17 protein-coding genes are annotated in these 22,182 nt (G+C 34.7%); 9 read left to right on the top strand and 8 right to left on the bottom strand.

Features of this window, described 5'->3' with window-relative positions; all coding sequences use genetic code 11:
* The first annotated feature begins 5 nt into the window (after positions 1-5).
* The gene (locus tag EZS29_RS11355) at positions 6-5,357 is read left to right on the top strand and encodes a DEAD/DEAH box helicase (RefSeq protein ID WP_130610596.1); all 5,352 of its coding nucleotides are present in this window, start codon (positions 6-8) and stop codon (positions 5,355-5,357) included.
* A gap of 22 nt (positions 5,358-5,379) precedes the next feature.
* Positions 5,380-5,841, top strand: a complete 462-nt coding sequence (locus tag EZS29_RS11350; protein WP_130610593.1) for a GNAT family N-acetyltransferase — start codon at positions 5,380-5,382, stop codon at positions 5,839-5,841.
* Between the two features lie 23 nt (positions 5,842-5,864).
* On the opposite strand, the gene EZS29_RS11345 is transcribed toward EZS29_RS11350, so the two are convergent.
* Positions 5,865-6,632, bottom strand: coding sequence for a substrate-binding periplasmic protein (locus EZS29_RS11345; protein WP_130610590.1), 768 nt, complete (start codon positions 6,630-6,632; stop codon positions 5,865-5,867).
* 228 nt (positions 6,633-6,860) lie between these two features.
* Between EZS29_RS11345 and EZS29_RS11340 the strand changes: the two genes are divergently transcribed.
* Complete coding sequence (locus tag EZS29_RS11340) at positions 6,861-8,108, top strand: catalase (RefSeq protein WP_130610587.1); 1,248 nt, start codon at positions 6,861-6,863, stop codon at positions 8,106-8,108.
* 52 nt (positions 8,109-8,160) lie between these two features.
* Here EZS29_RS11340 and EZS29_RS11335 read toward each other — a convergent pair whose 3' ends face one another.
* The 5 genes from EZS29_RS11335 to EZS29_RS11315 all read right to left on the bottom strand — a co-directional run bounded on the left by EZS29_RS11335 (position 8,161) and on the right by EZS29_RS11315 (position 11,078).
* Positions 8,161-8,883 (bottom strand): SDR family NAD(P)-dependent oxidoreductase, encoded by a 723-nt coding sequence (locus EZS29_RS11335; protein ID WP_130610584.1) that lies wholly within the window; start codon positions 8,881-8,883, stop codon positions 8,161-8,163.
* A 69-nt stretch (positions 8,884-8,952) separates the two neighbouring features.
* Positions 8,953-9,306, bottom strand: a complete 354-nt coding sequence (locus tag EZS29_RS11330) for a lipocalin-like domain-containing protein (protein WP_130610581.1) — start codon at positions 9,304-9,306, stop codon at positions 8,953-8,955.
* 128 nt (positions 9,307-9,434) lie between these two features.
* A complete protein-coding gene (locus tag EZS29_RS11325; RefSeq protein WP_130610576.1) occupies positions 9,435-9,674 on the bottom strand; it encodes a hypothetical protein in 240 nt (79 codons plus the stop codon).
* Positions 9,675-9,684: 10 nt separating this feature from the next.
* A complete protein-coding gene (locus EZS29_RS11320) occupies positions 9,685-10,434 on the bottom strand; it encodes an SDR family NAD(P)-dependent oxidoreductase (RefSeq protein ID WP_130610573.1) in 750 nt (249 codons plus the stop codon).
* Positions 10,435-10,445: 11 nt separating this feature from the next.
* Complete coding sequence (locus EZS29_RS11315; protein ID WP_130610570.1) at positions 10,446-11,078, bottom strand: helix-turn-helix domain-containing protein; 633 nt, start codon at positions 11,076-11,078, stop codon at positions 10,446-10,448.
* A 242-nt stretch (positions 11,079-11,320) separates the two neighbouring features.
* On the opposite strand from EZS29_RS11315, the gene EZS29_RS11310 reads away from it, so the two are divergent.
* On the top strand, positions 11,321-11,527 hold the full coding sequence (locus tag EZS29_RS11310) for a hypothetical protein (RefSeq protein WP_130610566.1): 207 nt from the start codon (positions 11,321-11,323) through the stop codon (positions 11,525-11,527).
* A 21-nt stretch (positions 11,528-11,548) separates the two neighbouring features.
* Here the strand turns inward: EZS29_RS11310 and EZS29_RS11305 are convergent, their stop codons facing one another.
* The gene (locus EZS29_RS11305) at positions 11,549-15,166 is read right to left on the bottom strand and encodes an FAD-binding and (Fe-S)-binding domain-containing protein (protein WP_130610563.1); all 3,618 of its coding nucleotides are present in this window, start codon (positions 15,164-15,166) and stop codon (positions 11,549-11,551) included.
* A 10-nt stretch (positions 15,167-15,176) separates the two neighbouring features.
* Entirely contained in the window at positions 15,177-16,448 is a 1,272-nt protein-coding gene (locus tag EZS29_RS11300; protein WP_172603909.1) for a TIGR04552 family protein, read from the bottom strand.
* 111 nt (positions 16,449-16,559) lie between these two features.
* Here EZS29_RS11300 and EZS29_RS11295 point away from each other — a divergent pair, with 111 nt between their 5' ends.
* From EZS29_RS11295 to EZS29_RS11275, 5 genes are all read left to right on the top strand, one after another.
* Positions 16,560-17,153 carry a hypothetical protein gene (locus tag EZS29_RS11295; RefSeq protein WP_130610557.1) on the top strand — a complete coding sequence of 198 codons (594 nt, stop codon included), beginning with the start codon at positions 16,560-16,562 and terminating at the stop codon, positions 17,151-17,153.
* A 109-nt stretch (positions 17,154-17,262) separates the two neighbouring features.
* Entirely contained in the window at positions 17,263-18,126 is an 864-nt protein-coding gene (locus EZS29_RS11290) for a M23 family metallopeptidase (RefSeq protein ID WP_130610554.1), read from the top strand.
* Positions 18,127-18,244: 118 nt separating this feature from the next.
* A complete protein-coding gene (locus tag EZS29_RS11285) occupies positions 18,245-19,966 on the top strand; it encodes an ABC transporter substrate-binding protein (RefSeq protein WP_130610550.1) in 1,722 nt (573 codons plus the stop codon).
* A gap of 49 nt (positions 19,967-20,015) precedes the next feature.
* Positions 20,016-21,044 (top strand): ABC transporter permease subunit, encoded by a 1,029-nt coding sequence (locus tag EZS29_RS11280; protein WP_130610548.1) that lies wholly within the window; start codon positions 20,016-20,018, stop codon positions 21,042-21,044.
* Positions 21,045-21,058: 14 nt separating this feature from the next.
* Entirely contained in the window at positions 21,059-22,111 is a 1,053-nt protein-coding gene (locus tag EZS29_RS11275) for an ABC transporter permease subunit (protein WP_172603908.1), read from the top strand.
* Positions 22,112-22,182 lie beyond the last annotated feature (71 nt).

Raw genomic sequence — 22,182 nt, 5'->3', positions numbered from 1 at the left:
ATATTATGTCATTTTTTGATGTGTTTTCTTTACGTGATAAGGTTATCAGTGATTATAAAAATTTAGTTACAAGTTTTTTTGGTATTAAAAATAAACAGATGGATTTATTTGTAAAAGAAGAACTACAAAAAGGTGCTTTCTGGCCGTCTCCATTGGTGCAATTGAATCCAGGTTTTAAAAGAAAAGCAAATATCACTGAACTTGTTCAGCAAAATAAATTGCATCCAATCTGTGAAAAAATATTTTTAGCCAATAAACAAAAAGATGACTTAAATTTACTAAACTGTAAGCCGTTGGATTTATATACCCATCAGGTAGAAGCTTTAGATTGCGCATTAAATAATGAAAATTATGTTGTTACGACAGGGACGGGGTCGGGAAAAAGTTTAACTTTTATTATTCCAATCGTAAATGATATTTTAAAAAGAAAAAAAGCATGTATGGGTATACAAGCTATTATTGTTTACCCGATGAATGCGCTCGCCAACAGTCAACAAGAAGAATTATTAAAATATATTAACTACGGTTTTGCAAAAGAAGATGTGCCCATTCAAATCGCTCGTTACACTGGACAGGATAAAGAAGAAGAAAGAGAGAAATTAAGAAATGATCCTCCGCATATATTAATTACAAATTATATGATGCTTGAACTTATGTTAACAAGGCTTGAAGATCAAAAAATATTTGATTTAACACATGATCTGCATTATTTAGTTTTCGATGAATTGCACACATACCGTGGACGGCAAGGCAGCGATGTTGCTTTGCTCATCCGCCGACTCAAAGAACGGAGTGGATCTAAAAATATAATTTGCGTGGGAACTTCTGCAACTATTGCAGCGGAAGACAGCAGCGATCCTAAAAAAGAAGTGGCTGAGTGTGCATCCAAAATTTTTGGAGTCAATATTTTACCAAAGAATGTAATTGGAGAAACCTTAGAAAGGCATACTGAAGAATTGCAATTTAGCAGTGATTCTGAAAAATTAAGCTTACAAAAAAGTACAAAAAAATGGGCAAAGAATATTGATAATCATACTCTAGATTCCTTAAAATCCGATCCCTTATGCTCTTGGCTTGAGTCGAAACTGGGAGTTCAATATGATGAAAAATCTAATCAATTAATTCGCTCAAAACCTAGACCTTTAGAAGGAAAAAATGGCATTTCTTTGGAATTAAAAGAACTTTGTTCTTTAACGGAAGAAACATGTATTAAAGCTTTAAAAAATATTTTAAGAGCTGTTTCTTTAACGGGGGAAAACAATCGTGCTTTGTTTCCATTTAAATTGCATCAATTTATTACGCGTGGTGGGAATCTTTATACCAGTTTAGACAGATCCTTTTTTAGCTTAGAAATAACCCGATATGCTCCGCTTGATCCAAACGAAAATGGAAATAAAAAAAATAAAATATTATATCCCGTAGCTTTTTGTCGGCAATGTGGCGCAGATTATTTCACGGTCAAACGTTTTGCTAATTCATTGCATAAAACAACTCCTCACTTAGAACCCCGTCACGATCTCTCTGATGAAAGTGATAAAAATGGCGAATCGGGTTTTGTCTATATGCATAAAAATAAAAATATTTCACAAGATGAATTTAAGAATTTTATCTATGAAAATTTACCCGATGCCTGGTGGGAAGAAAATAGCAAAGGCGAAATAAAATTAGGGACGTCGCACAAAGAGCATGTGCCAAGGATTATTTATTTAAGTGATGAAGGTGATATTTATGAAAATAAACAAGAGCATTCTCATATAGCGGCCTATTTTTGCCGTCCTTTCCGCTACTGTCTCGAATGCGATTTTTTTACGGACAATGCGCGTGGAAAAGATTTTTGGCGGCTTGCGACATTGGGCACGGAAGGGCGTAGCACCTCGACCACTGTCCTCGCTTTATCTGTGATCAATTCTTTGCGTGAAAGCGATGGGATTGATGATAAAGCAAAAAAACTCATGAGCTTTACTGACAATCGCCAAGATGCTTCTTTGCAGTCAGGGCATTTCAATGATTTTATCGACACTGTGCAGATTCGCCGTGCCTTGTGGCAAGCGCTGAGAGTTGCTCCTCCTTCGGGTATACAGTTCGATAATTTAGCAGAAGCTCTCTTTAATGCATTTGAAATGTCTGCATTGCAACCGCAGGACTACATGCGAGAAAATTCACAGAATCCAAGTTTTGCTCAGAGACGAAAGGCTAGAGATGCTCTGAAAGAACTGCTTGTTTATAGAGCTTTACTTGATTTGAGTGCAGAAGATTGGCGGATCACTTTGCCAAGTCTGGACCGCACAAACATGTTGAAAATCACTTTTCCGCTTTTAGATGAGTGCTTTAAAGAAAAAGAAGAGCTTGCGAGCGTAAAAAATTCTACTTTAGAAGTGACGCGGAATTATTTTGAAGAAGTCTTGCAGTTAGTAAAAAAAGAAGAAGATCGAATTTGGGGACAAAATATATTTATCTCATTAAATGAGAAAGTATTGTATGAATTTTTAGAAGATCTCGCGACAAGACTTAGGAAAAATTTATGTATTGAAAGTAAATTTTTGGAAGATGAATCATTAATTCACATTGAACGTAGGATAGAAGAAGAATTGTCAGAGCTCTGGCAAATAGATCGAAAGAAGAATGTTGATCACTGTAAATACGCTTGGCCTGGGCCCTTAAGTGATGAGTCTATGGCACGTATTTCACTGTCTGCTTATTCTGTCTTTGGCAGAAAAATCCGCAATGAATTAATAAAAATTTATCCAGATGAAAAGGTAACAAGAAATAAAGTTCAAGCTTTTATTCCTTATTTATTTGGTTGCTTGATAGCTTGTGGAATTGCGCTACCACCGCATAGAAAGCCGGGTGTTCCATTGGGAGTTCGCCTTAAATTATCCGATATATGTTGGAAAAAAGGAGAAATCACACCTAAAAAAGAAAATGAAATATCTCTGGCTTTTTTTGTTGATTTATATCAAGAACCCATTGTGCTCACAAAATACATAAGGGCCGCAGAACACACGGCGCAGGTTCCCGATTTAGATCGCGAGGAGCGAGAAAGTTTATTTAGGAATGGTGATTTACAACTGCTTTGTTGTTCTCCGACAATGGAATTGGGTGTGGATATTAGCTCATTAAATGTGGTTAATATGCGTAACGTACCACCCACACCTGCGAATTATGCGCAGAGAAGTGGCCGCGCTGGGCGTGGAGGACAAGCTGCTTTTGTGTATACTTATTGTTCATCTGGGAACAGTCATGATCAATATTTTTTTAGAAACTCGCAAGACATGGTTGCTGGCAGTGTAAAACCTCCACCCCTTGATTTAAGTAACGAAGATTTAATCCGATCACATGTGCATGCTATTTGGCTTGCCTCCGCAGGTGTGCGCCTGGGTTCGAAAATGACAGATGTGATCGATCTCAATGATGAAAAACCCGATAATACTTTTATAAAAGAAGATAAAGTAACAAAGCTGAAAGATATTAATACTAATAACAAAGCTCTGCTGGCTGCGCGCAAAGTTTTGGATGCTATTCCTGAATTGCAAGAAGCTGAATGGTACAAAAAAAATCCTAAATGGCTCGATGAGATAATTAAAAATGCTTATATGCAATTTGACTTAGCCTTTGACCGCTGGCGCTTATTGTTTAAATCAGCTTTAAATCAAAGAGATAAAGCGCAAAAAATAAGCAATTCTAATGCAGCCAGTAAAGAAGATAGAATGCGGGCTGATAGAGAAATAGAAGAGGCAAAAGCACAAATTGAATATTTACGAGGCGATGATCGCGAAAAAACATCGGCCGATTTTTATCCCTACCGTTACTTAGCGAGCGAAGGATTTCTTCCTGGCTATAATTTTCCGCGCTTGCCTTTATCTGCATTTATTCCAGGTTTAAAAGGATTTTCTTATTTTAAAAGAAGACACAATCAGGAAAAACCAGAATATCTTGCTAGGCCAAGGTTTATTGCGCTGTCTGAGTTTGGTCCGCAGTCGTTGATTTATCACAATGGATCACGTTACAAAATAAGCAAAGTGATCCTTCCACAACGTAATGTAGATGGCAATATTTTAACGCAGAAATCCTTATGCTGTAACAATTGTGGTTATTTGCATATTGTTTCACATGAAAAAACTTATGATATCTGTGAAAATTGTTATTCAAACTCTTTGGAATCCATCGATCATTGTTTTCAAATGCAAAATGTTTCTACCCACAAAGTGGATCGGATTTCAGCGGATGAGGAAGAGCGCACGCGCTATGGTTATAAAGTACGTTCTCTATTTCGATTTGCTGAGAGAGGGCATGAAAAAATTGTAGAAAAAATGAATATTTTAAATGAACAAAAAGAGTTACTTTTTTCGTGCCATTATGGGCCAGGAGCAACGCTTTGGCGCATGAATGAGGGTTGGTTGAAAAAGCGGAGTGATGAAGACTCACTCAGAGGATTTTTATTAGATAAAAACAGGGGGCGTTGGGAAAGAGCGCCTGGAGAAGGCAGTGAAAGTGATTTTGAAACAAAAGAACTCATCGTACCTTACGTTGAAGATAGAAAAAATGCTCTTTTTCTCGATAACTTTCCAGATAATTCGAAAGAATTTATTGCATCATTTCAAGCAGCCTTAAAAACGGCCATACAAATTGTTGCTCAGTTGGCAGAGAGTGAATTGTCTGCGGAGACTTTATCGAATCAAGCAGCGCCGCGGGGTATTCTCTTCTATGAAGCTGCAGAGGGTGGTGCAGGAGCTTTACGTAAAATTTCTTTAGATGAAAGACGCATGCAGCAGGTTGCTAAAGAGGCATTAAAACTGTGTCATTATGATCCTGATACAGGTGAAGATATATTGGATCCTATGGACAGTAGATATTGTATTTCTGCTTGCTATAAATGTCTTATGGGTTACTCCAATCAACAAGATCACGCGATACTCAATCGAAAATTAATTCGCAGTTATTTATTTGATCTGACAAAGTCACATAAAGAAACATTGACTGTCGCAGGAGAAGATGCAAAAACTCAGCTCGATAAACTATTAAAAGCCTGTGAAAGTGAACTTGAAAAGAAATTTATTCAATGGCTTTATGACGGTGGTTTTAATTTACCAAATAAAGCGCAAAAATTTATTCCAGAAATAAATGCCAGACCTGATTTCATATATACATACAATGGACAAAACAATGTGTTTGTTTTTGTGGATGGTCCGCACCATGATTCCTTAATGGAACAGAAAAAAGATAAAATAATTGATGAAGCTTGTATGGATATTGGTGTGACTTCTTTGCGCTTTCATCATACCGCCCCATGGGAAAACATAGTTATAGAAATGCCTGATATTTTTGGCAGGGGCGTAATTAAAAATATAGAGGCATGATTTAATGTAGGAGAAAAATAAATTGTACAAAAAGAAAGAATTTACAATCAGATCCTTAGAAATAAAAGATTTACTCGAAGTTGCTTTTCTTTGCGAAGTTTTGGGTTTTGCTGGTAGTGCTAATGAATTCGAAAAAAGATTTCAGGATTTTATTTTGTTTACTCATCACCAAGTGCGTGTTGCCCAGAGCATTTGCGATGGAAATATAATTGGTTTTATCCATTTTTTCGAAGCGCCTTCACTTCTTAGTTGTAAAACCTTAGAAATAGGAGCTCTGGTTGTGGAAGGCAATTGGAGAAAGCAGGGTGTGGGCAAAGGACTTATGCTTACAGCAGAACAATGGGCAAGATCCAAGGGCTGTCAATCTGTGCTCTTAGCAACTCAGACCAAACGTGCAGATGCTCATCAATTTTATGCAAAATTAGGTTATGAAAAAGAACTAGAAGCCTATTTTTTGCGGAAGATCTTCAAGAAAATATTTTAACTTTATGAAATGTATTTTTATAATCAATTAAACCAAGGTTTGATAGAATATTTTTTTAAAATATTCATCATTTCTCCATTTTTAATCATTTCTTTCACATGCGAATTTAAAACTTTTACCTGCTTGGCTGACTCAGGTTTTTTAGGTGAAAAAGCTATAAAAATATTACCAACGTCAACACATTTAATTTTGACAATCTCACTCATCTCGGGCTTTTTCTTTATTATATAATCGATGACGTTTGAGTCTTCCACTATGACATCAAGACGCTTTAGCATCAGTTTTGCAAGCATTCTTTCTTGAATATTATCACCAAAATGTTCTGCAATTCTATTTTTATTGGATAAGTTTTTTTTTATATAATCATTTAAGTCTTTATAATAGGAATAATCTTTAATCACTCCTAATGTTACATTTTTAAGAGAATCTAGGCCTTTAAAATCAAATTTTGAATTCTTTAGCGCATAAAAACAATTGTCGCTGAGACCAAGAGAGGTGCTAAAAAGTAGGTCTGGCGCATCTTCTTTTGCAGCTCCAACAATAACATCGTTTTCACCTTTGCGGGTTTCAATAATGGCTCGTGCCCAGTTCATGACTTCGTAATTGATCCTGTCTTTGCCAAAAGTATTCTGTAATATTTCTATAAGGTACCCTGGTTTTGTATCTTGGGGTTTGCAATTATATGGACACCAATAATCTCCTCGCACACTTAAATCTTTGATACTTGCGTATGAATTCAAACATTTTAAAATTAAAAGAAAAATAATACACTTAAAGAATTTTTTGCACATACAAATCCTTTCATATTATGATCTAAGAAATATAGATGATTTTATCATATTATATTTTCAGATAAAATATTTGTTTAATTATAAAATGAATTGTTATGTTTTAAATTAGAAAAATATATAAAAATTTATTTTGTTAATTTATAAATATATATACCTTGAAAAATATTCAATTTTAACATATAGATAAATCATGGTTGCTAACTTTCAAAACGATAGAAGTAAAAATTTATGAAAATAAAAATTTTTAATTATGCGATAAGTATAGTCTTAGGCTCTTTTACTTTTGCACACATCAATTTTGCAATTGCAAGTGAAAATCCTATAAAAAAGCAGGATGAACTGATATCAGCCTCTGAATCTCCATTAGATAGAAATCTTTCTTTGCCAAATATTGAAGACTTAGAATATTTACAGAGTGATGAGAATTTAGAAAAGATCGTCGCGCAGATGTTTCAATCCATCGTAAAAAAAGGACAAGTCTCTCGCCCAGGTGAAGCAAGAGCTGCTAAACGAGGTGCGCATGCAAAACATCATGGCTGTGCTGTGGGTAAATTTATTATCGAAAAAGGTTTGCCAAAAGTTTTTAGAAAGGGTGTTTTTGCTCGTGAGATAGAATACAAAGCCTTTGTACGTTTTTCGAATGGAACATCTGAGATAAAATCCGATCTCATTCCCGATTCACACGGCATGGCAATAAAACTGCTTGGAATAAATGCTCAACTTTTAGATGACTATGAAGCAAATGGTGAAAAAAATACACAAGATTTTATTATGATCGACACACCTATTTTCTTTTTACGCAAAGCTGAGGACTATATTTCTGTGATGACAGCATCGGCAAGGGGGCCTGATGGACTCAAAGAGTGGATGAAGTCTCACCCCTATGAAGCGGTTATACTGACCCAGTCATTAAAAGAAATGAAAATCAGTCCTTTGGGTTCCCAGTTTTGGAGTCAGACCCCTTATAAACTCGGTGCAAATAATGCGATGAAGTTTACCGCAAAGCCCTGTGCAAAGCAAAACTTTTCGGACTTACCCCTTAAAAATGCAGTTAATGACAATTATTTAAAAGAGGGCTTGGCTCAGTATTTAGCAAAAGAAAACGCTTGTTATGAATTTTTTGTCATTCCACAGCGGGATAAAAAAAACATGCCAATTGAGGATTCAACTATAGAATGGCCAACGCAATGGAATGGACAAAAAAATATTTTTAAACTAGCAACATTGTTGTTACCTAAAGGGCAAGTGACGAACAGTGATTTGAGTATGCAATACTGTGAAGATATGTCATTTACGCCATGGCATGGCACAGAAGATTTGAAACCCTTGGGGGAAGTTAATCTTGTACGTAAGTATGTTTATTCAGAACTTTCAAAATTTAGATTGCATTTAAATAACTTAACACAGCTATTACCAAGTGAAGACATATGGCAGAAATTAATGGGTCAAAGGAAAAATACGGTTGAAAAAGAGTGAGATAAAGATTGTCTTTTCAGGCGGACCGGGGGTTGGGAAAATTAAAGACAATCTAAATAACTTTCGCAGCAAAACCACCATCCACATTCAGAATGGATCCAGTCATATAGGAGGAGGCATTGGAAATAAGAAACTGCAGTGCGCCTAAAATTTCGTTCGGAGTGCCAGGGCGCTTGATTATGCTATTGTGAAACATGATTTCTTTATTAGCTTTTGCATAGTTCTCAGCGTTGCGTTCGACTGAAATATAGCCAGGAGAAATTCCATTGACACGAATACCAAGTTTACCAAACTCGAGCGCTTGAAAGCGAGTTAAGTGTTCCGCAGCCGCTTTCGAGATGGAATACATTCCGTAGTTTTCTTTGGTTAAATATGCCATTCCTGAAATGATATTCACAATGCAAGAACCGTTTTGCATTTTATTGACAAGCAAGTTCGACAATTTAATGATGCTATTGACATTGGTCTGCATTGTTTCGTTAAAAGAGCTGTCTGTAATTTCCTGCAAAGGGGATTTAGGCACAATGCCTGCGCAATTTATAAGCATATCAACTTTGTCAGTGTGAAATGGTTTTGGATTTTTAATATCCATCATTTCAAAATGAAATTTAGTATTAAACTTAATTAATTCTTTTTCTAAAGAACTTGCTTTCATTTCATTTTTGGCAATAAGAATAAGTTCGCACTTATTCTCCGCAAGAAAAAGGGCGAAGCTTTTGCCGATACCCGAAGTTGCTCCCGACAAAACTATTTTTTTACCACTGATATTAAACATATTTAAACCTCGCTAGAGTGATAATATATATTTAATAGAAAATAGAGGTTGCTATTCTATAATTAAATTTTATTCCGACTTTTCCCAAATTAAGTTTGAAACTTTCCCAGGGCAAAACTCTTCAGCAGTAATGAAGAGTGTTTTTTTATCATCACTTAATTTTATATTTCTGTGTAAATTATTATTTAGCTTTTTCCTATCAGTTGCGTTTTCAACTTTATGAATAACGGTATTTTCGTTTATTTCATACCTTCCAGAATAAAATTCCGAATCATTTTTGCCACATAGGCTCGCACTCATAAAGCCATTTCTTGTATAAATTAGCAAACCTTTTGCGTTTTCATCCCAATTATTTACGCTTCCCGTTTCATTTTCAAAAGTAAACTTTTTGAGTATCCATGTTCCGATTATATTTTCATTCATTTTTAGTATCCTTCGATTCAGAATGTTCAGTGAGAAGATAAAAATGCCTTTTGTATTTTCAAAATTTTTTCTTTCATTCAAAATTTTCTTTTCAATTTGCGTGATATAATTGTATTTTGAGAGAAAAATTAATTATTTCTTGTGCTATCAAACGCTTTAAAAATTGGACAATATTTATTGATTTCATTTTTCCGAATACTCTTAATCCACTCATTGTTTTGCATAATAATTTTTGATTTTTTGTCCTTATAATATGTAAAGCCTATTGAACAATACGCTAAATTTTTCGACTTAAATTTATACTCATGAAGAAAATTAGAAAGTTCATCTTGAGCATTTTTTTCTTCTAAAATCCCATATTTGAACATAACAAGTCCTTTAATTTATAGTATATCCACCATCGACAGCAATTCCTTGTCCTGTGATAAAAGAGGAGTCTTCTCCTGCTAGAAACATAATCACTTTTGAAATCTCGGTTGAGGAAGCAATTCTACCTAAAGGATGTCGTTTTGCAAATTTTAACTGTTTTTCAGAATCAGAAAGTCTATCAAGCATATCTGTTCCAGTTGCTCCAGGACAAACCGAATTTATTCGAATTCCATGGGGTGCAACTTCAAGAGCCAAACTTTTAGTCAGCCCTAAAATGGCATGCTTACTTGCGACATAATGGCAGCCGTTTGGGAAACCAACGAGTCCACTTATAGATGATATGTTTATAATATTACCAGACCGATGTTTTTTCATTTGAATAATTTCATGCTTCAAGCAATTAAATGTTCCAATAATATTTGTCTGTATGACTTCTTCAAAATTTTTAAGACTCATAGTTTCAATTTCACTCCAAATTCCCTCAATACCGGCATTATTTATAGCGATATCAAGTTTTTTATGATTTGATATAATCAAATTTAGTATATGTCTTATATTTTCTTCATTCGTAATATCGCCTTCATAAAATCTATTTTTATTGTTAAAAGATTTTAATTCTCTTTCAACTGACATTCCTTCTTGTGATCTCCTACCAATTATATTTACGATTGCTCCCTGTTCAGCAAAATCCAATGCAGCTTTTTTTCCTATTCCTGAAGTTCCACCTGTAATCATTACAACTTTATCATTAAAATTCATATTTTAAACCCTTAATAATCGCAGTATCTAACAAAAATTACTGGAGCAGAAAAATCCAATTCACTTGCAATAATTATTGGGTCTTCAACAAGATCTATTGGATTGAGAACAGAAAGAATATATTTATTTTTTTCTGTTAAGCCAATTCTACGGAGGAGAATATCTTTTTTGCCTTTAATTTTAATTATACAATCTTTTCCAACTGTTTTAGATATGTCAGATGCAAATCGCTTTTTCCCTATTACAATACTATCACTTTGGAATTTAGGTGTCATTGAATCGTTATTTACTCTAAAAGAAATATAATCAGGATTTAGATTGAGCAAAAATTTTATTTCTCTTTCCATTTGAAAAGGCTCATCCATTAAAAAATTAAAATCTTCATTATTTATTTTATTTGCAGTTACACTTGAAGTGGGAGATATTCCAGTACCCTTAACTAACCATTCTTTGCTAACAAGGACTCCTTCATTTCGATATATATTTAAAAGAAAATCAATATTTGTATTGTTAATGTTATTTTTTCCATATTCCCAAGCTTTCAAAGTCTCCTGTGAGAGTTGATATTTCCTTTCTACATCTGCTCTAGATAGTTTGAGAAGATTACGTAATAATGAAATTCGATCATTTATTTTATTCGCCATATTTTTTCTCAATCTTATAATAAAAACGATTTTTTTATAACATAAAAAAGAGAGTTAGTATATTTAATATATTGTAAATATACTGATCATATTCATATTGTGAGCAATACCTAAATATCTGGTATTAAAAATTGACAATACCAAATAATCAAATTAGTGTCTATTTTAGAACTTAAAATATTTTCAACGTTGTTTGCCAATTGAACGGCCTGGGATCTTCTATTTGTTTTTTGGAGTTTTAAATGAAAGAAGAAAAATTTGCAATTATGAAAAGAGAAGTCTTAGATATGATCAAGTGCTTAAATAGTTCAGATTTAAGAATGAATGATCTTAATTTATATTGTGAACTTGGAGCAAAAGCTTCTCTTTTTATCGAACTCTTAAATGGAGGATCAGAAACAGAGCAAGAAAACGAAAATTTTGAGTTTGAGGATTTCGGGGAACATTGAAATCCTCAAACTCAAAAAAAATTAAGAAGCAACTTTTTTGCAGTCTTTTAAGATCTGTTCAAATATGCCAGAGACTTCGAATTCTGCAATGGAATCCTTTTTAGCAGCAAGGATATCTCGTTGCATTTTTACCCCATCGCGGCAGCTGGGACAGCCCGTGACCACGGCGCTGGGTGGTTCTTCGCGAATCTGTTCGAAGAGTTTTTCTGATATTTTTGTTCCTATTTTAGGATGTTTTAAGCGTCCTGTGCCTGACAAACCACAACAGCGATCGTAGGCCGCAACACCTGTGTAATACATTTTTAGCAGTTCAATTTGTGCATCGGTAGCTGACTTTGTGTTATGGCAAGGAACTTTAAGTCCAACCGTTTTAGTTACTTTATTGAGTGATAACGTGTTTTCGTCAGCAGGTAAATTTTCTGACTGTGTTTTTTTGATTAAATTCATAGCGATCTCGGCTGTGTCTTGAATACTAAAATCAAGAGAAAGCATATCAAAATCTTCTGGTAATTTTGCCCGTATGCGCACTTGTTCACGAATATCTTCACTTTTTAAAAGAGTACGCATTTCTTTAATGGCTTCACAACAGGTTGGACAATTGGAAAACACTATAAATTGGGGAATTTTATTCAGTGAGTCTCTGCATTCTTGCATAAGTCGATAAATGCATTTTGCTATTTCTATGAGACTTAAAATTTGACTTTGTTTTGCGCGTTCATGCAAACCATCTGCTTCAAATGGAAAACCGCAACACATTTTCTTTTCAAGATCTACAATTCGCGCATGCAAAACATTTTTAAAATACTCATCGACACTTGTCGTTGCTTCTGGTTTGCCAAATGTATCCATGCAACCACGGTAACGGATATAAACTGTTTCGTTCGCAAATTTTTCGTGGCCGATAAAGTTATCAGTGCCAAGGTCATTGGCAATAATAACAAAATTATCTGTCGATTCAATTTTGTTACCTTCACTTGTTGCTTCATAATGGGCAAAAGCAAGGGTTGGAGGCACTGTATAAGATTTTAACCAGTCGGGCACGAAAGAAAGTTTTCGCATAAAATAAAGAAAGGGAGCGCCAAGAAGTATAAAGAATGCAACCAGACGATAGGTAATTGATTTAAAGAAATCTTCACCCATAAGTCTTTCATAAATAAATCCCCAAAGTTTGGAACCCATTGACGGAAGTTTGCCCATTTTATGATAAGCGCGCATGAGAGGATGTATTTCAATATCAACAGGGCATGCTTTATCACATTTTCTGCAATAAAAACATTTTGAGAGAAGCGATGCACTTTCTTTCATCATCTGCGCCGTTACTTTAAATATTTTATCGACTGCATTTTTATCTTGAGTTTGCTCAGATGCTCTACGCATGTGCGCAATCTTTTCCATAAACATGAGAATATTCCGTTTACTTGGTAAAACAGAAGTTTTGCTTTTACGTTTTTTTTCTCGTTCCAACTCATGTTCTGCATCGACTACAGGACAGACTTTACAACTATTGCAACGCGTGCAACGTTGGCCTTCTGCAACGGCGTAATTTTCAGAAGCGAGTAGTAAAAAATCAGGATCATTTATTTGAACTAACTTTTTTGCTTCTGCCTTCTTAGTTTTTTCTAAAGATTCTTGAATAAATTTTGCGCTTGTATTTAACAGACGTGCGCGAAGCGCTCTTGCATGGCTTGTGCGTAAAAATAATGTGTCTGGATTAAAGAGATCTTTTTGATCGAGTATATCTTTTATAGAACACATTCTTTTGAAATCTTTTTCTGGAATATAATTGAGCCATAAAAAAGGCGCTTTACCTGCAACCCCATGCTCTCCTGTGAAACGCGCGCTGCCATTTTTATCGTCTGTAGGGGCTAAACTCTGTGCTTTGCCAATAACATTTTCTAAATAGTCCCAAGCAATGTCGGCTTGTTCTTCATCATATAGATCAAATCCACCAATATTCCAGTGAATAATAGCTGTGTGGTTAGGGGTGAGGTGTCCAAATAAGACATCTTGTTTTTGCTCTGCCCGTTCACGTGGATTGGTGCGTGCAACAATTTTTAAAACTTCTCCTAAATATTCTGTGCGAATTTCCATATCTGTTTTGCATTTTGTTCGCAATTTTTTTGGTAGCTCTTCACGTGGTTTACGGAGAATTTCAAACTGTTCAATGCCTTCACTTTGTAAGAGAACATTTGTTTTTTCCATTTTGATTAAAACATCTGTTACTTTATATTGTGAATTTAACATGGCTTCATGCGCAACTTTTTCATTGAGCATATGGCGTAATGCGCAGTCTTCTTTTGATTTTCCTTCAACAGCTAAAATAATAACGGCTTCATCATTTTGCGAAAAAACTGTGGGAAAATCCTGAATCAGAAAACGGCGGATACTTTGTCCAGAAATAAATTCAAAATATTCTGGTTGCTCGTGTTTCGGTAGTTTTTTTATGGCGCGGGTAGCACACATAGCTGCATCAACATTGTTGAAGTGCCAGCGTGAAGCCTGCAGCCATTCAAGTGGTTTTTCAATTTCAAAAGTTACTTCGTATATAAATCCTGTGCTGCCTTCTGCTCCCACAAATGCCGAGATTGGCAACGTAGGTGCATCAAGCATGCCGTCGGTATTTTCATGTCCTTTTTCTTGAAGTTCTGCTTGCTGTGCAAGCATATTTGCATTGGCTTTCATTCCTTGCAGTGGAATAATAACACCCGTGGAGTTTGCTGTTCTGCAAGCTTTTAATCTTTTCTTTTTAATTTCTGAATATTTATTTTCGAAATCAACGGTATTTTCTATACTAAAGAATTTCCGTGCGAGTAAAAAAGGTTCGTTATTTATGCAATCTGTTTCGTACTTATCTGCTTCAAAACAAAGAGCTGTTCCATCAGCTGTAACTGCTCTGCCATGTAAAATAACTTCAAAGGCTTTGCGTCCCCCGTTGCTTCCTGTGGCTGCAATTCCTCCGGTGGCTGCGCGTGGTGTGTTGGGATCACAACGCAATACGAAGCCACGTTTTGCAAGGTAGGCAACAAGATCTTTAAATGGAACTCCTGCTCCAACAGATATTTCAAATTTACCTTCACTTCTGCGACTCGCTCTTATTTCAGAAATGTGATCAATTCCGCGGAGACTGATAGTAACAGCAGGGGCCATTGGGGTCACACCCATATTGTATCCGCCACCTTCGCCATAAGGGATCATGGGTATTTCGTGTTTATAAAATAAACTAACAATTTTTTGTAAAGCTTCTACTGAGTATATATGAATAACGGCTTCAGTCATGAGAGCACGGTGTTCCATACTGTCCGCTGAAAAGGCTTCGCGATCAAGCCAAAGTGCAGAAAAATTTCCTGCTCCGACTATGTCGATAATTCTATTTTGTAAGGTTTTTAATTTATTTCTTAATTCAAATGTTTTTTCAACTCTTTTGTGAATAAAATCGACTAAATCTGAATTTAACTCTTGCTTCATGAGCGGTAATATTGAATGTGAATATTCATTCCGAGTGATGAGGCTTGGTAAAAAAGTATGTTTGCCTGAAGTGTCTACCCCAAGTTTTGCATAAAGTTTTTGCGCGGCATCGCTAGGCATAGGAGGCATGAGACCAGCTAAATCAAGCCAGTTATCAAGTTCCTGATTATTCATTTTATCTCCTTTAAAAATCTTGTGAAGCGAGCTTTTCTTTTTTAAATGTTAAAAGATTTCCTAAAACTCTTTCTCTAACGGATTTATGTTGTTGTGATTTATATTGCTCATGGGATGCTGGACCAAATTTGGCCATTTCGTAACTCTCTTGATCCATCATTTGAATTTCGATGGGAAAGTAGTGAGCAAAATATTGTGGAATGACAGTTTCCATCCAAGGCTCTTGGCGTTGAACTCCTGTGTATCTGCGCAATTGATTTGTCATGGATTCAAGCACAAGAAATGCAGGGTTTGGTGTGCGCACAAGATGTCTGACCGTAAACTGTAATGAGCGATAATGTTGGCTGGTAAAAGTATTGGTTCTTTTTAAAATTTCTTCATTTGTCTGATTCGACCAAATTATATTTTCACACATTTTATTAAATTCATCATCATTTAAAGTCCCGCATGATTTTAGTTCTTTCAAAAATGAAAATATTTTTTTAGGATGTTTGACATTTAAGAGTGAATTTCTTGTGCGTAAGCCAACAACCTGATGAGGTATAATAATATCAGTTTCAATTAAATGTTTTAACAGTAAAGGAATTTCACTTGATTTCTCTACGACAAAGCGAACGCCTAAATAATCAAAAACATCATCAACGATACTATCTGGCTTATGTAAAAGTTTTAACACAATGCTGGTTCTCGTTTTTGCTTCTTTCCATTCAACTTTATTTAGATTAATAGAAAAATTGTTATGATTAAATTCTATTTCATCCTCTTTATTGAGGTGAATGTGATTGCGAATGCGTTTAAATATTTGTTCACGTGCATCATCAATTATGTGAAGTCTACCGCTGAATTGCAAATTTGATATTGCATACATGACTTTTAAAATTGAGCAGCTCCATAATCTTAAATAACGTTTACGTGGATGATTAGTACTCGCATATAAAAGCAGATGACAAGGATTTTTAAGATAAAGAAGGCTAGATGGGACGGTAAAGTTTGTTCGTTCTTCGTTTGTCAGTAGAATATGTCTTATAAAATAAAGAGCTTCTCCATAAAATTGTTCAAATTGTTTTATGTGCATTTGATTAGAAAGATCGAAGCCACAATTTTTTAAAAAAATTCTAGCTTGTTTTTCACTCAATACATTTAAATTTCTCTGTGAATAAGAGTTTTTTAAGCCAAGAATCACTTCAAAATCTTGCCATGGAATATTCCATGCAGTCGTATTTGAGTTATGTGTACTACCTTCGAGCTCTCTTTTTACATGCTTATGATGGCTTTCTTTCAAGGACACTCCCCCATTACCGACAAAATTCAGACAATTTTCCCTTTTCGTCTGAAATGACTATTCTATATTTGGCAGTAATTTACAGAAAAGGAAAGGAGGGGTGCATTGAGAATGCATAAAAATATTTTTGACTCAAATGCATCAAATCAAATATTTACTTATATTGCCTTCCTTTTTATTCTGCTATTTCCACTTACCGCTCAGTCTGCTGAAGATAAAGCTAAAGATCCAATGGCGGGAGGTGCGCAAGGTGGGGTGCCGGTCATAAAGCCTTTGCCGCGGCATAAGCTTATGCCTACAGTGAGTTATGGGAAAGAGCCTTCTGTTGAGGGTGAAAAATCGGTTGATTTTTCTTCAATGCGTTTTTGGTATGTCGCTGTCCTCGCTTCGTGGAACCCACGTTCAGAAGAAATTTCTATGATAATAAATAAAAATTTCAAACAACTGAGCGCAAGAAAAATTGGTGTCATTGCTCTATTTTCTCAAGATACGGAAGAATCTGTTGCGAAATGGAGAAAAAAAATAATGCCACAATTTATAAATGATTTTGCTTCCCGAAATTTTTTAGATGCGATGAAAAATCCGAGAGTGCCCACTCTTTGGCTTGTTGGATCTGAAGGAGAAATTATACAAATTTTGGAAATGCCTACAAAAGAAGAAATGATGCAAAGTATAAATAAGGTCATGATTTTGACGGGTTTTTGATTTATTGCAAATAAGGACGATATTATACAAAGAGGCGAGTAACTTGTCAGGAGGGCTCATTTCATATACTCTAGAAGATGTATTTTTTTGACCCCAACGGAGAGAATTGATGCTCAAACTGAATAAATTTAAACAGAAGCTATCTTTTGCTCTCGTCATTCCCTTTACGCTGAGTCTAACTGCTTGTATTAATCATAGTAATAATTCAAATCAAAATTTAGTTTTAAAAGGTTCCGCTGCAGAGATGCAAGAAAAGGTTATTATTGATCCTAATTTCTTGGCTCGACAAAAGACAGCAGAAAAAAGTTTTTTTGGTTTTCCAAGTGTAAATACAAATCCAACGGACGATGAATTGGTGATTGACGCAGACGAATATGCTGGCGAAATTATAGAAAATGATGATTCTATTGACTCGCAAAAACAACTTGCGCGAAACGAGCCAAATTACGGGCAACTTGGTGGCTTCGGCCATCCACTTTTATGGCCAGTCAACGGAATATTTACAAGTCCATTTGGTATACGACGTCTTATGAAACGCACACGTCCTCATCATGGGATTGATATTGGAGCTCCTGTAGGAACACAGATCCGAGCTGCAGCTGACGGGCAAGTGCTATTTTCTGGAGCAAAAAGAGGATATGGTTATTCTGTTATTATTGGCCATGATTCATCTCACGAAACCCTTTATGCACATATGAAAACAATTGCCGTGCGGGCAGGACAATTTGTGAGGCGTGATCAAATCATTGGCTATGTTGGAAAAACAGGTCGGGTAACCGGCGCCAATCTGCATTTTGAAACGCGAATTGCTGGGGTCGCTAAGAACCCACTTCTTTACTTACCCACTCCGCCAAATGGCAAAATGCGTGCCGGTATGCGCACTCCGAGCTATAATGAGCAAGTTGCTTATTATACTAAATTAGCACAAATAGCCTATATTTCATCTCAAGCTGAAAAAAGAAAAGTAAAATAAAATCACATCTTAACTATTTTCTTTTTAATAAAACCATATAGAATAAAAAAACGGATCAATAAACACATTATAATGGCTAATTTACTCTTTATCGTTTCTATTTTAGAGGGGAATTTAAATGAAAATTAAAAAATTATTTTTTGTAGGCTTGCTACTATTTAATAGCTTTACTTCTAATTCTTTTGCCATTGATGAAAAAACACAGGATATTAAATATATCCGTAAACCAAGCTTTTATGATAAAATGCTTAATACTAAAAAAGGCGGCTCTCTCCATTTTCCCTTAGGCAATGATCCGAAAGTGATGAATCCTATATTGAGCTCAGATACGGAATCAAGTTCAATTGAGCAATTTTTATGGATGAGTCCTTTTTTTTTAGATCCAGAGACACTTGATTATATTCCCGCACTTGCAAAAAGTTATACAATTTCTGCAGATAAAAAAAACTATACATTTGTTTTATATGAAAAGGCAAAGTGGCAGGATGGAAGTCCTGTCACCGCTGAGGATTATAAATTTACATTTGATACCATGATGAATCCAAAAATTCATTCAGCCGCTTTGAGAAGTTATTATGATGGAATAACATTAAAAATAGATAATAAATATCAAATTACTTTTACTGTATTGGAACCAAAATTCGACACATTTGACTTTCTTTCAAGATATGTGCCTATTCAAAAAAAGCAATTTGAGAGTTCTAAAGACTTCAATAAAGATAAAGGCATTATGAACCCAATCAGCAATGGTCCATATATTATGGATAAATATAAGCGTGGACAGAATATTACATTTATAAGAAATAAAAATTGGTGGGGTTATGAGCTTTCACAGTTTAAAAACAGATTTAATGTAGATGAAATCATTCTCGATATTATTCCTGAACCAAATTTATCTTACGAGAAATTTGTGAAAGGTGATATCGATCACATGTCGTTTACTGCTGAACAATGGAATACAAAAGTAATTGGGATTGATAAAGATAAATATGGCAGTTCACCTAAAGAAAAAAATATTTGGGCTTTAAAAACGCAAAACAAATCAGCTAAGCCTTATACATATATAGGGTGGAATTTTAAGAACCCTCTATTTCAAGATGTTAAAACAAGAAAAGCTCTTTCATATTTGGTTGATTATAAGAAAATAATTGAGAAAGTTTACTTTAATTTATTTACTCAATGTGTTTCCCCCTTCGGGACTTTTACACTCAATACAGCGCCTGAGTTAAGACAGAAAAACAATATTATTTCGTATGACCGCGCAAAAGCAGTAAAACTTCTCAAAGAAAGTGGTTGGAAAAATGATGGCTCGCAAACACTTATCAAAGAGGTAAATGGTAAAAAAATTCCATTTGAATTTACTCTTGAAACAAACACTGGAAATCCTGCTCGAATGAAAATAGCAGAAATTATAAAAGAAGATTTTAAATCAGCAGGAATTAAAGTAAATATAAAAACGGCAGAGTGGAATACTTTTCTTGATGATGTTGATAATAGGCGTTTTGATGCTGTTATTTTAGCTTGGACAGGAACTATATTTCCAAATCCAAAACAAATCTGGCACTCCAGTTCAGAAAAAAATCAAGGTTCAAACTTTATAAGTTATAATAATCCAAAAATTGATGATCTTATTCATAGAGCAAATTCAGAGTTTGATCCTAAAAAGAGAAATACTATAATGCAAGAAATAAATAGAATAATTTATGAAGATCAGCCATACACTTTTATTGCAGAAATGAATTATATTTTAGAAGGTCTGAGTTCAAAAATAAGTTCTGAAAGGTGGGTGGCAAACTATGAAACAGCTGCTGCAAATGATTTATTTTATCTTGTTAAATAAAAAATATACTTTCATAATAATGTTTTATCTTGAAATAAAAAGGTAAAAAATGAGAAATTACTTTATTCGTCGTTTTTTAGCTATCATTCCTATGTTTTTTCTCATGACGACAACTTATTTTTGTATTCAAAATTATCTTCCAGGAGGACCTGTTCAAGAAGCAATTGCACGCTTAAAAGGTATGGGCGGGGATGGTGGAACATCAAGAACTTTAAATGCGGAAGATTTACAAAAATTAACCCATGAACTCGAAGTCGAATATGGATTAGATAAGCCAGCAGTCACTCGCTACTTCATTTGGTTAAAAAATATTTTAACCTTAAATTTTGGTGATTCCATAACGACACGTTCACCAGCAATTGATCAGATTATAGAAAGATTACCTATTTCTTTATCCTTTGGCATTCCTGGGTTTTTCTTAACATATTTAATTGCAATTCCACTCGGCGTCATGATGGCTTTGCGTGATGGTTCTCGATTTGATGCTATTTCTTCATTTTTACTATTTGTAATTTATAGTATTCCATCTATTGTTTTTGCAGTTATTTTCTTATTAATTTTTTGCACAGACAGAGTTTTGCCCGGTGGTGCTTGGTTTCCTTTAGGTGGTTTTCGCTCCGATAATTATGAGAGTTTAAGTAGTGTTGCAAAATTATTTGATTTAGGTCGACACTTATTTTTACCAGTTTTGGCATCGATTATTGGTAACTTTACGGTATACACACTATTACAAAAAAATAGTATGCTTGAAGTTATTCGCGCTGATTATATCAGAACGGCACGAGCTAAGGGATTATCAGAAAATGCCGTGATTTTTAAACACGCTTTACGCAATGCTCTTTTACCTTTGATGGTGGGATTTGGCGCTCTATTAGGAACTTTTTTAGGTGGCTCAATTATTATAGAACCTATATTTGGTCTCCCTGGGATTGGAGTTCTGAGTTTGCAGTCGCTGGCTGCTCGCGACTTTAATGTGATTATGGCTATTGTTGTTTTGCAGTCACTCGCCATATTATTGGGTCAGATATTAAATGATATTGTATATGTTATTGTGGATCCTAGAATTGAATATAAATAAATAGAGGCATGAATATGTCACCGCTGACGAAAAGAAGATGGAAAGTATTTTTAAATCAAAAGAGAGCAAAATTTGGTTTATTTGTTTTTTTTACTTTATTTATATTTTCTATGTCTGCAAATATTTGGTCAAGTAGTAAACCTCTTTTTTTATATAGAGAAATAAATCATGATAATGAAGGAAAACAATTAAATATAACTTCCAAGAATTTTTATTTTCCAATTATTAAAAATTATAATCCAGAAGAATTTTCAATCGCAGATTCTTTTATTGTCAATTACAAAAATTTGCTAGAAAATGATAAAAATAAAAATATAAAATCATTTGCAATTTTTTCCATGAATCAATGGGATCCTGAAGAACAGACAGAACATGTTTTATCTCCTCCTTCAAAAATGCACTGGCTTGGCACAGATAATCTTGGCAGGGACATTTTTGCCCGCCTGCTTTTTGGCACGAGGATTTCTTTATGTTTCGCTCTTATTCTTTGGATCTGTTCCTATGCAATTGGAACGATTTTAGGAGCAATGCAAGGATATTTTTTGGGATATTTTGATTTTCTTCTTGAGCGCATGAAAGAACTTGCGGCCATTATTCCCATGCTTACTATGATTGTTTTAGTTTCAGCTATAACTAAAAATCAATCTTTTTGGATGATACTTTCCTTAGTTTTGATTTTTGGTTGGATGGGTATAGCAAGTCAAATTCGTGCAAATGTTTTAACTTTACGGCAACGTGAGTTTTGTGAAGCAAGTCTTGCCTTAGGTGGAACACATTCGCGTATTTTGCTGAAGCACATATTTCCAAATATTATAACAATCATTGTGACCTTAAGCCCATTTGCCATAGAGTTAGGCATATCGTTGTTGGCTGCTTTGGATTATTTAGGATTTGGCTTGCCACCACCTACACCCAGTATCGGCGAATTGATGGCACAGGGACGCGATAATATTCAAAATGCACCTTGGATTTTGCTTTCACCTATAGTCGTTATTCTTCTTCTCCTTATTTCAATCAGTCTGATTGGGCAATCTTTGCGCGATGCGTTTGATCCTAAACTTTCCTAGATTTTATTTTTAAATAAGAAATCCGATATTGTTTTAATTCTAAAAGATTTTTATATTTTTTAATTTGGATT

Source organism: Fluviispira sanaruensis, assembly GCF_004295685.1.
In the GTDB taxonomy this organism is placed as follows: domain Bacteria; phylum Bdellovibrionota_B; class Oligoflexia; order Silvanigrellales; family Silvanigrellaceae; genus Silvanigrella; species Silvanigrella sanaruensis.
Note: the sequence above shows the minus strand (reverse complement) of the source record. Positions and strands in the feature narration are given on the sequence as shown.

Coding starts and splice junctions, on each gene's coding strand:
- EZS29_RS11355 (WP_130610596.1), top strand. CDS start 6: ATGTCATTTTTTGATGTGTTTTCTTTACGTGATAAGGTTATCAGTGAT.
- EZS29_RS11345 (WP_130610590.1), bottom strand. CDS start 6,632: ATGTGCAAAAAATTCTTTAAGTGTATTATTTTTCTTTTAATTTTAAAA.
- EZS29_RS11340 (WP_130610587.1), top strand. CDS start 6,861: ATGAAAATAAAAATTTTTAATTATGCGATAAGTATAGTCTTAGGCTCT.
- EZS29_RS11335 (WP_130610584.1), bottom strand. CDS start 8,883: ATGTTTAATATCAGTGGTAAAAAAATAGTTTTGTCGGGAGCAACTTCG.
- EZS29_RS11330 (WP_130610581.1), bottom strand. CDS start 9,306: ATGAATGAAAATATAATCGGAACATGGATACTCAAAAAGTTTACTTTT.
- EZS29_RS11325 (WP_130610576.1), bottom strand. CDS start 9,674: ATGTTCAAATATGGGATTTTAGAAGAAAAAAATGCTCAAGATGAACTT.
- EZS29_RS11320 (WP_130610573.1), bottom strand. CDS start 10,434: ATGAATTTTAATGATAAAGTTGTAATGATTACAGGTGGAACTTCAGGA.
- EZS29_RS11315 (WP_130610570.1), bottom strand. CDS start 11,078: ATGGCGAATAAAATAAATGATCGAATTTCATTATTACGTAATCTTCTC.
- EZS29_RS11310 (WP_130610566.1), top strand. CDS start 11,321: ATGAAAGAAGAAAAATTTGCAATTATGAAAAGAGAAGTCTTAGATATG.
- EZS29_RS11305 (WP_130610563.1), bottom strand. CDS start 15,166: ATGAATAATCAGGAACTTGATAACTGGCTTGATTTAGCTGGTCTCATG.
- EZS29_RS11295 (WP_130610557.1), top strand. CDS start 16,560: ATGCATAAAAATATTTTTGACTCAAATGCATCAAATCAAATATTTACT.
- EZS29_RS11290 (WP_130610554.1), top strand. CDS start 17,263: ATGCTCAAACTGAATAAATTTAAACAGAAGCTATCTTTTGCTCTCGTC.
- EZS29_RS11285 (WP_130610550.1), top strand. CDS start 18,245: ATGAAAATTAAAAAATTATTTTTTGTAGGCTTGCTACTATTTAATAGC.
- EZS29_RS11280 (WP_130610548.1), top strand. CDS start 20,016: ATGAGAAATTACTTTATTCGTCGTTTTTTAGCTATCATTCCTATGTTT.
- EZS29_RS11275 (WP_172603908.1), top strand. CDS start 21,059: ATGTCACCGCTGACGAAAAGAAGATGGAAAGTATTTTTAAATCAAAAG.